Consider the following 13,929-nt stretch of genomic DNA (forward strand, 5'->3'; position numbering starts at 1 on the left):
CCTGGTTCTAGTGGCATCAAGAGCCGACGAGACCACTACTTCCAGGATCGAGCACGATCTTGCATGGGGCGGCGCGGCGTGGGCAGCGCGGCAGCAGGCGGGTGAGGCTCAGCGGGGCAGGGCGTTGTCGGCGCCCGTCAGGTAGCCGCTGGCCTGAAGGTCGAACAGCTCGCGGTAGAGGCCGTTCGCGGCCATCAGCTCGTCGTGGCGGCGCTGCTGGACGATCCGGCCCCGATCCATCACGAAGATCCGGTCGGCGTGCCGGACGTTGGCCAGCCGGTGGGTGATCAGGACGACCGCCCGATCAGGGCGCCGGCGCAGGTGCTGGAACAGGGCGTGTTCGGCACGCGCGTCCAGGGCTGCCGAGGGTTCGTCACAGATCAGCAGGGCGGCATCCCGGTAGAGGCCGCGAGCCGCGACGAGCCGCTGCCACTGCCCGCCGGACAGTTCATGGCCGTCCTTGAACTCCCGGTCGAGCAGGGTGTCGTAGCCGTGCGGCAGACCGACGATCATCTCGTGCGCGGCGGCTGCGGCAGCCGCCTCCTGGACGCTGGGGCCGGATCGCTCCGGCGGGCGGTCGTGCCGCCCGACGCGGATGTTCTGCCCGGCGGTGAAGGGGAACTTCCACCACTCCTGGGTCATCACTGCCACCTGGGCGCCAAGGGCTCGGGGGTCCAGCTCGGCGGCGTCGACGCCGTCCCAGCGGATCACCCCGCCCGTCGGCTGGTAGAGCCCCGCGATCAGTTTGGCCAGGGTGGTCTTGCCGGAGCCGTTCTCGCCGACCAGTGCGATCACCTCGCCCCGGCGGACGCTCAGGCTGACCCGGTCCACTGCCGGCGAGTCGGTGTCCGGGTAACTCAGGCTCACGTCGGTCAGCTCGATCACGCCGACACCGTCGGCCATCCGGTCGCCGCCGATCGGCACCCGCGCGTGGGCGCGGGCCAGGAAGTCCCGATAGTCCTGGTAGTAGAGGGCGTCCTCGTACAGCGAGTTGGTGGCGACGACCGAAACGCCCAGGCTGGTCCGCGCGGACTGCAGGGCGAGCAACGCGGTGGCCGCGGCGGCGAGGGCGACCATCCCGTTGAGCAACAGGCCGCCGAGGACCGCGTACACCCCGAAGGTGGCCAGCCCCGCCACCGTCGCGCCGACCACCCGCGTGCCGGTCTGCGAGCGGACCAGCCGCAGCTGGGCCCGGGTCTCGACGGCCATCACCCCGCGATACTCGGCGAGCAGGAAATCGCGCATCTGGTACGCGCGCACCTCGGCAGCGGTGTGCCGGTTGGCCATCAGGTGGGCCAGCATCCACATCCGGCGCCGCCGGGTGATCCGGGCCAGCATCGCCAGATACTCCCGGCGGGCCATCCGCACCGCCGTGATCGCCTGCGGCACCGCGGCGAGCAGCAGGCAGGGCAGCAGCAACGGTTGGATCACGGTCACCGCCACGGCGGTGGCGAGCATCCCGACCACGCCGGTCACCAGGTTGACGGTGTGGTCGACGATGTACGCCGCCTCCGCCATTCCCCGGTCCCGCGCGCGGTCCATCTCCTCGGCGAAGCCGGCGTCGTCGAACGCGGCGAGGTCCACCGCAGTGGTGGCCTCGAACAACCGCAGCTCCACCTGATAGTTGATCTGCGGGATAAGCCGGGCCTGGGCCCAGCCGGCCGCGATCGTCAGGCCGCCGCGCGCCGACACCGCCGCCGCGGCCACGATCAGCGCCGGCAGAGCCGAGCGGACCCGATCCGGTGTGGGACCGGCGGCGAACAACTCGCGCAGCACACTGGTCGTGGCGAGCAGGCCGAACGTCGTCATCACGCCGGCGGCGATGTTCAGGCCGATGGAGGCGACCGTGTCCCGACGGTTGGTGGCCCAGCCCAGCCCGACCGCCTCCCGGACCAGCCGGGGCAGTCGGCGGGCAACCGCCCAGAAGCTGGTGTGGGCGAACTCCTGCGCGTGGTGCAACCAGTCGCGATCCTCCAACTCCGGCAGCATGGTGCCGGTGGGCGGGTCGCCCGGCTGATCGTCGCTCTGGGGAGCGCTGCGCTGGCGGGCCATCGACTCCACGGACCCTCCTCCGGGCGGTATCACGAACGCCGCCCGACACTACTGCCCGCGACCACTCAATGTCTTTAGGTAGTCGGCGCGTCGCACGGGTGTGCCAATGGCGTGTCGTCGCCAACCGGATGATTCCGAGTCGCCCAGGTCAGCCAGCCGGCGTCTCCGAGCGGAAACTGTGACCCAGTTCGGCGCCGAGCCCGAAGTAGTGGCGGAAGTTGTAGATCAACGGATGCCAGGCCGCCGGGTCGACATGGTTGGTGCCCGGCACGACGATGCGGGCGTCGGCGTGTACCGCCAGGACGTGGGCCTCGACGATGAGGAACGTTTCCGTGACGTCGGCGTGGATCCGGATGGCGCGGGCCTCCAGGTGCAGCGGGCACTCGGCCACCCGGGGCGGTCGGACGCAGCGCGACGGTTGCGACCGCAGGCCGGCGACCTCGAACTTCGCCGGCTCGTGCCGGAACCGGTCCCGCTTGACCGCGGGCACCGGGTGCCGTCCGGTCAGCGGCGCCAGCCGCTCGACAGCCTCCCACTGGTCGGCAGCGGGAAGATTGATCACCAGGTCGGGGCGGGCGGCGAGATTCTGCGCGGTCTGCCCCTCGTCGCCGAGGCCCAGCACGACGACCTGGCCGAGGGCCCACGCCGAGGAGATCGGGGCCAGGTTGGCGCTGCCGTCGTCGTTCTCGGTGCTCAGCAGCACCACCGGGGTACCGAAGTAGAGGATGCTCGGGTTGATCGTCAGATGCTCGGTGGCGGTTGGCGTGTTGCTGATCGTCATAGTCGCCGACCGTACGGCCGTCATGGTTCGGCGTGCGCCGAAGCAACCGCCCCAGGAACAGACCCGCCAGCTCTGCGGGTCAGGATGGTGACGGGCCTTCGGTGATCGGCAGGAGCACCTGGAACGTCGTGCGTCCGGGCTCGGTCTCCACCCGGATGTCGCCGTGGTGCTTGTGCACCACGATCCGGTACGAGATGTCCAGCCCCAGGCCGGTGCCCGTGCCGACCGGCTTGGTGGTGAAGAACGGCTCGAAGATGCGCGGACGCACCTCCGGCGGGATACCCGGGCCGGTGTCGGTGATCTCCACCGCCAGCAGGTCACCGCTGAGTCCGGTGCGGACGGTCAGCACCCCCTTCTCCCCCATCGCACCCAACGCGTTGTCGATCAGGTTGGTCCACACCTGGTTCAGCTCGGCCGCGTACGCCGGAACCGGCGGGAGGCTGCGGTCGTACTCGCGGACCAGCTTGACCTCGGCGGGGATCTTCCCCTTGAACATCACCAGCGTGGCGTCGAGCAGATCGTGCACGTCCACCACTCGGTGCGGTGCGCGATCCAGCTGCGAGTACTGCTTGGCGGCGTCGACGAGACCGGAGATCCGGGTGACCGCGTCGCCGATCTCGCGCATCAGCAGCTCGGTGTCGACCGTGTACGTGAGCCAGCGAACCGCCGCTTCCAGATCCGCGGCGCCAACCGCCGCCTTCACCTGCGCCAACCAGGCCGCGTCGAGCCCGCCACCCACCAGGATCGGCGCCAGGTCCCACGCGCCGCTGACCCCGTGCTCCTCCAGCCAGTCGGTGAGGGCGTCCTCGGCGTCGGCGGTGGCCATCGGGGTCAACTTCGGCGCGGTGGCGACCCGGGCCACCGCCTCCTCCTGCAACGCGACGAGGCCGTGCAGGGCCCTGCCGTCGAGCCGGCCGTCGGCGACCATGGCGAGCTTGTGTCGCATCCCGGCGACACGCTCGCGCAGCACCGAGGTGGCCCGCACCGCCGCCGCGGCCGGATTGTTCAGCTCGTGGGTCAGACCCGCCGAGAGCGAGCCGAGGGCCAACAACCGTTCCCGTTCGCCGACGACGGTCTGCGAATTCCGCATACCGAAGAACAGCCCCTCCAGCAGGTGCATGGGCATCGGGAACCAGGTCCGCAGGGCGTGCGCGAAGTCCTCCGCCGGCAACACGAAGAAGTCCGCGTCGGTCACCGCCCGCAGACTGTTGCGGTAGGTCTGGTCGACCTGGTCTCCCAGGTACGCCTGGACGGCCCCGCCGTACACCCCACGCTGATCGGTCCGGCTGACCTCGACGTCGTCGCCGCGCACCTGCCGGCTCAGCGCCACCGCACCCCGCATCAACACGAAGAAGCAGGTGGCGGGCTCACCCTCGGCGTACACCAGGGTGCCGCCCGCGCGCTGCTCGACCCGCCCACGCTCGGCCAGCCAGGCGAGCTGCCCGTCGTCGAGGGCCTCGAACAGGAACAGGGTGCGTAGCTCCGCCGGCGTCAGCCGGTCCGATTCGATGCTCATTGGGCCTCCAGGTAACGGTGCACGAGGGAGACGGCCATCGCGCCTTCGCCGACTGCCGAGGCGACCCGCTTGACCGACTCGGCCCGCACGTCCCCGGCGGCGAAGACCCCCGGCACACTGGTCTCCAGGTGGTACGGGTCGCGCGACAGCGACCAGCCGGCCGGCCGTCGCCCCCCGGCGAGCAGGTCCGGGCCGGTGACGATGAAGCCGCGGCCGTCGCGGACCAGCACGCCGTCCAGCCAGTCGGTCCGGGGCTCCGCGCCGATGAAGATGAACAGCCAGGAGGTGTCGACCGAGCGGGCCTCCCCGGTGCGGGTGTCGCAGAGGGTGAGCCGTTGCAGGTGGTCCTCCCCCGCCGCGCCGACGACGGCCGTGTGCGGGTGCACGGTGATCCGATCGATCCGTTCCAACTGGTCGATCAGGTAACGCGACATCGAGGCGGTCAGGTCCGCGCCTCGGATCAGCAGGTGCACCCTCGACGCGTACCGGGAGAAGTGCACCGCCGCCTGGCCTGCGGAGTTGGCCCCGCCGACGATGTAGACGTCCTGCTCCACGCAGCTCGGCGCCTCGGTCGCGGCGGCGCCGTAGAACACCCCCCGGCCGGTGAAGTCGGCCAGCCCGGGAGCGTCGAGCACCCGGTACGACACTCCGGTGGCCAGCACCACGGTGTGCGCCGCGATCTCGGTGCCGTCGCCGAAGCGCAAAAGCCGGGCGCCCCCGGCCTCACTCAGGCCCACCACCTCCCGGGCGCTGAGCAACTCGGCGCCGAACTTGACCGCCTGCCGCCGGGCCCGATCGGTCAACTGCGCGCCGGAGACGCCGTCCGGGAAGCCCAGGTAGTTTTCGATTCGACTGCTCTGCCCGGCCTGCCCGCCGGTCGCCCGTCGCTCGACGAGCACGGTGCGCAGCCCTTCCGACGCGCCGTACACCGCCGAGCCGAGGCCGGCCGGGCCACCGCCGATCACCACCAGGTCGTAGAAGTCGGACGCGGGCACCACGGTCAACCCGGCCAGCGCGGCCAACTCGGTCTCGCTCGGGGCGATCAACGCCTTGCCCTCGGCCGTCACCACCAGCGGCACGTCCGCCTCGGTGGCCCCGGCCGCGTCGAGCAGGCGGATGCCCTCCGGGTCGTCGGACAACATCCAGCGGTACGGCACCAGGTTGCGGGCCAGGAAGTCGCGGACCTTGAACGACGGCGCCGACCAACGGTGCCCGACGACCCGGATCTCGGCGCTCGCCGCGTCCGGGGTGACCGCCCACGCCTCCAGCAGCCCGTCGACCACCGGATAGAGCTTCTCCTCGGGCGGATGCCAGGGCTTGAGCAGGTAGTGGTCCAGGTCGACCACGTTGATGGCCTCGATCGCGGCGTCGGTGTCCGCGTACGCGGTGAGCAGCACCCGGCGGGCGGCCGGAAAGATGTCCATGGCCGCCTCGAGGAACTCGACACCGGTCATCTCCGGCATCCGGTGGTCGGCCAGCAGCAGCGCCACCTGTTCGCCGCGCAGTTTGACCTCCCGCAGCGCGTCCAGCGCCTCGGGCCCGGAGGAGGCCCGCAGGACCCGGTAGCGGTCGCCGTAGCGGCGCCGGATGTCCCGGGCCACCGCCCGGGACACCACGGGGTCGTCGTCGACGCTCAGGATCACCGGGTTCGCCATGGCGCCATGAAATCACCTGTCGAGGGTGGGCCGCACCATGGCCTGGGCTCCGACGCACGGTTGACCGGGTCGGGGATGGGTAAGCCGGGGAGCCGCGCGGGTGGCCGCACATCGACGACCGGCCGGCTGCCGCGCACACCTCGGGGGGCCCATGGCGGACGTGTCGCCGACCGGAACGACGACGTCGGGCGGGATCGTGGAGTTGCGGGTGCACGGCGTCTCCGGGTCGGGCGCGGACCAGGTGTTGAACCGGCCGTACGTGCACCAGGTCGCCGGGGACCGCAGCGGAGGGTTTTACCGACCGCGTCCCGGCTATCCGGATTCGACCGGGACCGGCGGGGTGACGTTGGAGGCGTACCGCTGGAGCGACCTACCGTCCGGCACGGCCGTGCGGACGCTGTCGCTGGTGTTCCTGCTGCCGTTCATGCTCTGCAACGTGGCGCTCTGGATGCATCCGGCGATCCACGGCTGGAAGAACGTGGTCGTCGCGTTGTGCCGGGTGCTCGCCCTCACCCTCACCATGCTCTACGTGCTCTCCATCGTCGGGGTGGCGGTGGACCTGATCGCCTGGCGCTGCATGGGCACACCGGCGTGCATGGGCGGCCGAAGCTGGCTGTCCTGGCTCAGCGGCCGTCCGATCGGGCTGCGCCTGGGAGTGCTGGCGCTGGTGCCGGTCGCCGCGATCGGGCTCGTCTGGTGGCTGAGCACCCGTCTCAGCCACTCGTTCGACGCGTTCCGCACGCGCGAGCCGGCAGCCTCGAAGCACCGGTTGAGCGCGGTCGGCCAGTGGGACGGCGCACCGCTGGTGGGTCGACTGCGCTCGGTGCACGTCGCGGCCGCCTTCGCCACGCTGGACGGCAGCTTGCTGGCCGCGCGGTCCAGCCAGCACCGCTCGCCGACGATGGTGGTGCTGCTGGCGGCAACCGGGGGGTTGCTGCTCACCTGCCTGGTGCTGGTCGCCGCGGTACGGAGCATCGACCGGACCGACCCGACGCCCGGCATGGACGCCTTCTTCCGCGGGCTGCGCACGATCGCCTGCGGCGTGACGATCCTGGTGATCGTGCACGTCGTCATCAGCCCGGCGCCGTGGTCGGAGAGCCGCGCGTTGCCCGGGTACGGCGCGATCGTGGCCTGGCTGTTCGTCAGCCAGACGGTGCTGGTGGTGATCCTCGCGGCCTTGGTGATCTGGCGGCGGGGCGGCAGACACCCCGACGGCGGAGGACGTCCCGCGCCGCTGCGTGCGCTGGGCGCGCCGGTCCTGGTCACGATCGCCGCCGGGCTCGCGGTGGCGTTCTCCGCCGAGTTGGTCTACCGGACCGCAGACGTGTTGGACCGCGACGGCACGACCGCGGACGGCCTCGTGACCAGCCCGCCACTGGCGTACAAATGGGCGATCTTCGGGTTTTTCCTGGCGGTGTTGAGCGCGTTGCTGGCGGCCGGAGTGGTCACGCTGCTGACCCGCGGCCGTCGGTGGCGGGCCGCCCGGGCGATCGTGGCGGCGGACTTCCCGCACGCGCCGCCGGAGGCGGCCGAGCGGCTTCGCCAGGTCGAGCAGGCGGTTGCCCGGGCACGGTTCACCGAACGGCTGGAGCCGCTCACCGTGGTCTACGCCGGGCTGGCCGCGCTCGGGCTGGCGACCAGCGCGCTCGGGCTGTTCCACATCCTTCCCGGTGACGTGTTGCAGCAGTACGTCGGCCTACCCGAGAACTTCGTCAACTTCTTCATCGGAACGGGCAGTTACGTGATCGCCGCGCTCCTGCTCGGGCTGGTGATCGGCGGCCTATTCGCGTACCGAACGGTGGGATTCCGCCGGTACGTGGGCGTGCTGTGGGATCTGGGCACCTTCTGGCCCCGCGCGGCACACCCCTTCGCCCCGCCCTGCTACGCCGAGCGGGCCGTGCCGGAGTTGGCCAAGCGGATCTCCTACCTGGTGGAGCAGGGTCACGGCGTGCTGCTGACCGGGCACAGCCACGGCTCGGTGCTGCTCGCCGCCACGGTGCTGCAACTGCCGGCCCGGATCACCGACCGGTGCGCCCTGCTGACCCACGGGTCACCGCTGCGCCGGTTGTACGCGCGGCTGTTTCCCGCATCCGTCAACGTGTCGGCGCTTGAGGAGATCGGCGAGCGGGTCGGTTGGCGCTGGGTGAACCTGTGGCGCGACACCGACCCGATCGGCGGTTGGATCTTCGCTCCGCACCGGGACGGGGACAACGAGACACCGGCCGGACCGGCGGCGGCGGTGGACCGGCGGTTGACCGACCCGCTGGACGTGGTGCCCCCACCCAGCGACAGCGTTCCCCCGCCGATCATGGCGCACTGGCCGTCGGAGTCACAGGAGGCGTTCGCGGAGGCGGCGCGGGACCTGATCGCGCGGCTTCGCGCCGGCCGCCCCGGGACGGGCTGATCGGGCGGCCGGATATCGTCGGCGGGTGAGCCCGTCGAAGCAGCCCGAACGCCGGTTGATCGCCTCGAACAAGAAGGCCCGGCACGAGTACACCGTGCTGCGCACCTATGAGGCGGGCATCGTGCTGGTCGGCACCGAGGTGAAGTCGCTGCGCGAGGGGCGAGCCTCGCTGGTCGACGCGTTCGCGCACGAGCGCGACGGCGAGATCGTGCTGTACGGCCTGCACATCGCCGAGTACGCCTACGGCACGTGGACCAACCACACTCCCCGCCGCAACCGCAAGCTGCTGCTGCACCGGGCCGAGATCGACCGGATCCTGGACAAGGTCCGCGAGGGCGGGGTGACCCTGGTCCCGCTGTCGATGTACTTCGAGAACGGCTTCGCCAAGGTCGAGCTGGCCCTGGCGAAGGGCAAGCGCTCCTATGACAAGCGGCAGACGCTGGCCGAGCGGGACGCCAACCGGGAGATCGCCCGTGAACTGGGCCGGCACCTCAAGGGCCACCCCCGCCAGCCCTGAGCTGCCCTCTCTCGCGCGTCTTCCACCACGGGTTCCGGCGCGGCACGCCGGGAAGTCGTTGACGTCATCCACCCAGCGTGGTCTGCTCTGTTCGCACCGTTAATGACAACGGTATTCATTGTCTGGAAGCGGAGGAGAACCATGTCGCTCACCGTCCCGCCCGCCCTGCTCGACGCCGCCGAACGCGGCCCCGTCGACGACGAGGCGTTCATCGCCTGCGTCCGCGACTCCCTCCCGTACGCCTGGGCCACCGTCAGCCGGGTGGTGGCCGAGCTTGCGGCCGGCGACGCCGACCTGGCGGACAACACCGTTCCGCCGCCCACCGACGCCGACCGGGGTCAACTGCTTCGAGCGCTGGCGAGCGACGCGATCCGCGCCGGCCTGGAACGACACTTCGGCGTACGCCTGGCCTTCCAGAACTGCCACCGGGTCGCCGCGTTCCGCCTCTCGGCAGTCGACGGGGAGCGCTACCGCCGCTTCGTGTCGACCCGTGGCCAACTGCTCAACCAGTCCCCCGAGTTGCGCAACTGCTGAGAACCTCGCGGCGGGCGGGCTCCCGCGAGCCCGCCCGCCGCGCGCCCCGCCCGCCGCGCACCCCGCCCGCCGCGCGCCCCGCCTCGCGCCCCGCCGCCATGATCGTGCTCGATCCAGGATGTAGTGGCCTCACCGATACGCCGACACCACTACATCCTGGTTCGAGCACGATCATGCGGACGCAAGCGGGTCTGGGTGGCGGTATCGGCCGCCGAGACGCACGCCTAACCGGCGACCGGCTGACGTCAGCCGGCGAGCAGGTCGTTGTGCGCGGCGCGCAGCCGGGCCAGCGTCGGGTCACTGCCCGGGACGACCCGACGATCCAGCTCGGCCCACGCCTCGGCCAGCGCCGCGCGGATCGCACCGAGCTCGGCGGCGTGCCGCTGACCGCTGCGCCGGTGCTGCTCCTCAAGGCGCCGTGCCCAGCCGGCGGTGACCGTGGCGAGCCGGTCGGCGTCGGCGCGGGCCTGCGCGCCGCTGCGGGCGGCCGCGGCGGGGACGATCGCGGCGACCGGGCGGGGATCGCCGTCGCGGGTGACGACGGTGACCGCGTCGGTCAGCTCGGCCAGCGCGACGAGCTGACTGAACCGGGTGCGCGCCTCACGCAGCGGCACGGAACGCGGCGGGTCGGGGTGCGGGGTGAGCGCGGGGACGGCCATGAATGCATGGTGCCGCGCGGGTATGACAACTATTCGCTGTCGTCAGTGACGGTGCGTGGCGCGGCCAACCACTCGTCGGCCAGCACCGACCAGACCTCAAGGTCGATGCGACCGTGCGGGCCGGGGCTGACCTGGCGGAGGGTGCCGTCGAGGCGCAGGCCGAGTCGATGGGCGAGGGCCTTGCTGCGGATGTTGTCGGCGTTGGTCCGCCACTCCACCCGGGAAATGCCGCGCTCGCGGACCGCCCAGTCGACGATCCGACGGACCGCCGGCGCGACCAGGCCCCTCCCCTGCGCCTCCGGCTCCACCCAGCAGCCGACCTCGCAGACGCCCCTGGTCACGTCGAACGACACGAACATGACCCCGCCGACGAGAACGCCCCGCCGCCACAGGCCCCAGATGCCGCCGGTGTCGCTGGCCCAGCGGTCGGCGTAGCGCTGCAACACCGCTCGCGCGGACGGCAGGTCGGTGGCGACGAAGGCCGGCGACACCCAGGGCAGGATGTGCTCCCGCGCCCGATCGAGGTGGTCGAGGAACTCCTCGGCCCGCCACGGGTCCAGCGGGCGCAGCTCGACTTCCTCGCTCAGCGGCAGGGCGAACACCAGGCCTCCACTCGACTGCGCTTCGGACGACGGGCAGCAGCCTCGCATGCGCTTCGGACGACGGGCAGCAGCCTCGCACAGGCCCCTCGGTCACGCCCGTACCGGGGCACGCCGGGATCATCGACGGGTGCGGCCCGATCAGATGATCATGTGGGTCCAGTAACTGAGCCAGAGCACGAACAGCGCGCCCTGCACCACGGCGAGCGCCGCGGTCAGCCACACGTCGACGCTGGCGTGGCGGGCCCAGCGGGCCAGCACCAGGGCCACCGGGAACGCCGCGAGCAGGTAGCGCAGCAGACTCCGGTACACCGCCGGGCCCATCGACAGAGGCACCAGCACCATGAGTACGCCGTACACCAGGTAGGCCAGCTCCCGGCGGCGGAACCCGGCGACCAGCACGCCCAGCACGGCCACCGCGAAGAGGACCCGGGCGGCGTCGCGCGGTTCCCCGGCCAGCCCGTCCAGCAGCACCGGCACCGGGTTCTGCACCTCGATGCCCCATCCGACCTGCTGGGCGTGCTGGTAGGCGAACCAGTCTCCGCCGCGCCACCGGCAGAACGCCATGAAGGTGAACCAGCCGGCCGGCAACAGCAGCAACGGCCAGCCGATCCGCAGGTAGCCGAGCAGCGCGCGCGGGCCGAGCCGCCAGTCGTGCTGACGGAGCAGGACCAGGGCCAGCGGCAGCGCGACGAGCAGGCCAACCGAGCGACTCATCGCCAGGAAGTAGCCGAGGACGCCGACCAGCAGCCACTGGCGTCGCTCGGCGTGGTAGAACGCGGCCAACGCGAGACAGACGAAGAGCGACTCGGTCAGCGCCGCCTGGAAGAGGAACGCGGTCGGCAGCAGCACCAGGTAACGGGTGAAGCGGCGGGCCGCCTGCGCGTCGCCGAGCAGCAGCTCGGCCAGCCGGTAGCCGTACCAGAGCGCGAGCAGGAACGCGACGTTGCTGATCAACAGCAGGGCCAGCGCGGTGTCACCGCCGAGCAGCACGCCCACCGGCCGGGCCAGGAACGGATAGAGCAACGGGAAGCCGAAGTCGTTCCACGGCCCGGTCAGGGGCAGCTCGCTCAGCCGCAGGTAGAGCAGCCCGTCCCAGGCGAACCAGAAGGAGATCCATCGGTGCCCGGAGATCTCCCGCTGCTGCGCCCACATCAACGCCTCGTCGGCCGGCGGTGCCCCGGGGACGCCGTCCCAGGCGTGCAGGACCAGCAGCCCGAGCAGGGTCAGCAGCAGCTTCGCGCCGAGGAACAGGCCGATCACGTACGACCAGGGCGCCGGCACGCGGCGGACCGTGCGCGCTCCGGCCCGGCCTGCCTCGACAAAACGGACGGCCAGCGTCGCCGCGCCGCTCCGCCACCGGTGCATCCGCCCCGCTCCCCCGCCCGCCCACCCGTCGCACAGGAGTGTCGTCCACGCCGTCGCACGCCGCCACGCGCCACTCCGGAGCGGAAACGATCGTTGACCAAGAGTGACATTCGACGCAGAACGGGTACGCGCGGCACCTCAACCACGGCAGGTGAGCAGGGAGCACTGCGGCATGGGCGAGCAGCACGGCACGGTGGTCATCGGTGCGGGGCCGGCGGGGCTCACCGCGGCGTACGAGCTGCTCCGGCACGGCCGGCCGGTCCGGGTCTTCGAGGCCGACGAGGTGGTCGGCGGGATCAGCCGGACCGTGGAACGCGACGGATGGCGGTTCGACATCGGCGGGCACCGGTTCTTCACGAAGGTGCCCCGGGTGGAGGCGTTCTGGCACGAGATCCTGCCGGACGAGGACTTCCTGACCCGGCCCCGGATGAGCCGGATCTTCTACCGCGGCGCGCTGTTCAACTACCCACTCAGCGCCGTGAACGCGCTGCGCAACCTGGGGCTGCCGGAGGCGGCCCGCTGCCTCGGCTCGTACGCCCGCGCCCGGCTGCGCCCACCAGAGGACCAGTCGCACTTCGAGGGCTGGGTGTCGGCCCGGTTCGGCTGGCGGTTGTATTCGATCTTCTTCAAGACGTACACCGAGAAGGTCTGGGGGATGCCGGCGGACCGGCTGCAGGCCGACTGGGCCGCGCAGCGGATCAAGAACCTGTCGCTGGCCAAGGCGATCCGCAACGCGTTGCTGCCCCGGCGTCGACGCACGGATGTGACCAGCCTGATCGAGCAGTTCCAGTACCCGAAGTACGGGCCGGGAATGATGTGGGAGCGCTGCGCCGAGCAGGTGTGCCACCAGGGCGGGCGGGTGTCGACCGGCACCTGGGTCACCGCCGTGCACCACGACCCGGTGCGACGGCGGGCGATCAGCGTGACGGTCAACGGCGCGGACGGGCAGCGTACCGAACCGGCCGACCATGTGATCTCGTCGATGCCGATCTCGGAGCTGGTGGCCGCGCTGCGTCCGGCGGCGCCGCCGGAGATCCTGGCCTGCGCCGCCGACCTGCGCTACCGCGACTTCCTGACGGTCGCGCTGGTGGTGCCGGCGGAGTTCTCTTTCCCCGACAACTGGATCTACGTGCACGACCCGGGGGTACGGGTGGGCCGGATCCAGAACTTCGGCTCCTGGTCGCCGCACCTCGTCAAGGACGGACGCACCTGCCTCGGCCTGGAGTACTTCGTCTTCCAAGACGACGAGATGTGGCGTACCCCCGATGCCGACCTCGTGGCGTTGGGCACCGCGGAGTTGGAGCGGTTGGGGTTGGTGCGACCGGGCGTGGTGGAGGCCGGCTACGTCGTGCGGATGCCCAAGGCCTACCCGGTGTACGACGAGCGCTACCAGCACAACGTGGACGTCATCCGGGCATGGCTGAGCGAGGCGGTGCCGAACGTGCACCCGGTGGGGCGCAACGGCATGCACCGCTACAACAATCAGGACCACTCGATGTTGACCGCGATGCTCACGGCCGAGAACATCGCCACCGGCAGTACGCACGACGTCTGGTCGGTCAACGTGGAGCAGGACTACCACGAGGAATCGTCGAGCAGCGACGGCCGACGGGGCACCGGCCGGGACGCGCCGGTGCTGCCCAGCCGGATCACCACGGCCCCGATCACTGCGCCCGTCGGTGTCCGTGCCGGCGGCGACGGCGACCGGTCGGCGCAGGTGCCGCTGGCCTGACGGGACGACCCGGCGCAGCCCGGGCGAGCGCCAACTCGACCTCCACCCCTCATGGACCGTGACTGATACGGTCCAATGCGTGACTGCCGGGCCGGTCGCAAGAGGGGGAGGG

At 71.5% G+C, this 13,929-nt stretch carries 11 protein-coding genes; 4 read left to right on the top strand and 7 right to left on the bottom strand.

The window, feature by feature from the left end:
- Nucleotides 1-108 precede the first annotated feature (108 nt).
- The 4 genes from HNR20_RS00465 to HNR20_RS00480 form a co-directional block, all read right to left on the bottom strand.
- Nucleotides 109-2,052, bottom strand: a complete 1,944-nt coding sequence (locus tag HNR20_RS00465) for an ABC transporter ATP-binding protein (RefSeq protein ID WP_184187767.1) — start codon at nt 2,050-2,052, stop codon at nt 109-111.
- 148 nt (nt 2,053-2,200) lie between these two features.
- On the bottom strand, nt 2,201-2,833 hold the full coding sequence (locus tag HNR20_RS00470; RefSeq protein ID WP_184175335.1) for a flavin reductase family protein: 633 nt from the start codon (nt 2,831-2,833) through the stop codon (nt 2,201-2,203).
- A gap of 79 nt (nt 2,834-2,912) precedes the next feature.
- Nucleotides 2,913-4,349 carry an ATP-binding protein gene (locus tag HNR20_RS00475; RefSeq protein WP_184175337.1) on the bottom strand — a complete coding sequence of 479 codons (1,437 nt, stop codon included), beginning with the start codon at nt 4,347-4,349 and terminating at the stop codon, nt 2,913-2,915.
- Nucleotides 4,346-6,004 (bottom strand): NAD(P)/FAD-dependent oxidoreductase, encoded by a 1,659-nt coding sequence (locus HNR20_RS00480; protein WP_184175339.1) that lies wholly within the window; start codon nt 6,002-6,004, stop codon nt 4,346-4,348. Before HNR20_RS00480 ends, HNR20_RS00475 begins: the two co-directional genes overlap by 4 nt.
- Before the next feature lie 151 nt (nt 6,005-6,155).
- On the opposite strand from HNR20_RS00480, the gene HNR20_RS00485 reads away from it, so the two are divergent.
- The 3 genes from HNR20_RS00485 to HNR20_RS00495 all read left to right on the top strand — a co-directional run bounded on the left by HNR20_RS00485 (nt 6,156) and on the right by HNR20_RS00495 (nt 9,459).
- Entirely contained in the window at nt 6,156-8,408 is a 2,253-nt protein-coding gene (locus HNR20_RS00485) for a hypothetical protein (RefSeq protein WP_184175341.1), read from the top strand.
- 25 nt (nt 8,409-8,433) lie between these two features.
- Entirely contained in the window at nt 8,434-8,925 is a 492-nt protein-coding gene (gene smpB / locus HNR20_RS00490; protein ID WP_184175343.1) for an SsrA-binding protein SmpB, read from the top strand.
- A 141-nt stretch (nt 8,926-9,066) separates the two neighbouring features.
- Nucleotides 9,067-9,459: an SCO5389 family protein gene (locus HNR20_RS00495; protein WP_184175346.1), complete on the top strand. Its 393-nt coding sequence runs from the start codon at nt 9,067-9,069 to the stop codon at nt 9,457-9,459.
- 245 nt (nt 9,460-9,704) lie between these two features.
- Here HNR20_RS00495 and HNR20_RS00500 read toward each other — a convergent pair whose 3' ends face one another.
- The 3 genes from HNR20_RS00500 to HNR20_RS00510 form a co-directional block, all read right to left on the bottom strand.
- The gene (locus HNR20_RS00500; protein ID WP_184175348.1) at nt 9,705-10,118 is read right to left on the bottom strand and encodes a type II toxin-antitoxin system Phd/YefM family antitoxin; all 414 of its coding nucleotides are present in this window, start codon (nt 10,116-10,118) and stop codon (nt 9,705-9,707) included.
- A gap of 29 nt (nt 10,119-10,147) precedes the next feature.
- Nucleotides 10,148-10,720, bottom strand: coding sequence for a GNAT family N-acetyltransferase (locus tag HNR20_RS00505; RefSeq protein ID WP_184175350.1), 573 nt, complete (start codon nt 10,718-10,720; stop codon nt 10,148-10,150).
- Between the two features lie 138 nt (nt 10,721-10,858).
- Nucleotides 10,859-12,085 carry a hypothetical protein gene (locus tag HNR20_RS00510; RefSeq protein WP_229687404.1) on the bottom strand — a complete coding sequence of 409 codons (1,227 nt, stop codon included), beginning with the start codon at nt 12,083-12,085 and terminating at the stop codon, nt 10,859-10,861.
- A gap of 172 nt (nt 12,086-12,257) precedes the next feature.
- Here HNR20_RS00510 and HNR20_RS00515 point away from each other — a divergent pair, with 172 nt between their 5' ends.
- On the top strand, nt 12,258-13,817 hold the full coding sequence (locus tag HNR20_RS00515; RefSeq protein ID WP_184175352.1) for an NAD(P)/FAD-dependent oxidoreductase: 1,560 nt from the start codon (nt 12,258-12,260) through the stop codon (nt 13,815-13,817).
- The last annotated feature ends 112 nt before the right edge of the window (nt 13,818-13,929 follow it).

The sequence above is a fragment of the Micromonospora parathelypteridis genome (genome assembly GCF_014201145.1).
GTDB lineage: Bacteria > Actinomycetota > Actinomycetes > Mycobacteriales > Micromonosporaceae > Micromonospora > Micromonospora parathelypteridis.

What these genes read in the sequence shown, in the direction of transcription:
- HNR20_RS00465 (WP_184187767.1), bottom strand. Translation starts at nt 2,052, where the DNA reads ATGGCCCGCCAGCGCAGCGCTCCCCAGAGCGACGATCAGCCGGGCGAC.
- HNR20_RS00470 (WP_184175335.1), bottom strand. Translation starts at nt 2,833, where the DNA reads ATGACGATCAGCAACACGCCAACCGCCACCGAGCATCTGACGATCAAC.
- HNR20_RS00475 (WP_184175337.1), bottom strand. Translation starts at nt 4,349, where the DNA reads ATGAGCATCGAATCGGACCGGCTGACGCCGGCGGAGCTACGCACCCTG.
- HNR20_RS00480 (WP_184175339.1), bottom strand. Translation starts at nt 6,004, where the DNA reads ATGGCGAACCCGGTGATCCTGAGCGTCGACGACGACCCCGTGGTGTCC.
- HNR20_RS00485 (WP_184175341.1), top strand. Translation starts at nt 6,156, where the DNA reads ATGGCGGACGTGTCGCCGACCGGAACGACGACGTCGGGCGGGATCGTG.
- HNR20_RS00495 (WP_184175346.1), top strand. Translation starts at nt 9,067, where the DNA reads ATGTCGCTCACCGTCCCGCCCGCCCTGCTCGACGCCGCCGAACGCGGC.
- HNR20_RS00500 (WP_184175348.1), bottom strand. Translation starts at nt 10,118, where the DNA reads ATGGCCGTCCCCGCGCTCACCCCGCACCCCGACCCGCCGCGTTCCGTG.
- HNR20_RS00510 (WP_229687404.1), bottom strand. Translation starts at nt 12,085, where the DNA reads ATGCACCGGTGGCGGAGCGGCGCGGCGACGCTGGCCGTCCGTTTTGTC.
- HNR20_RS00515 (WP_184175352.1), top strand. Translation starts at nt 12,258, where the DNA reads ATGGGCGAGCAGCACGGCACGGTGGTCATCGGTGCGGGGCCGGCGGGG.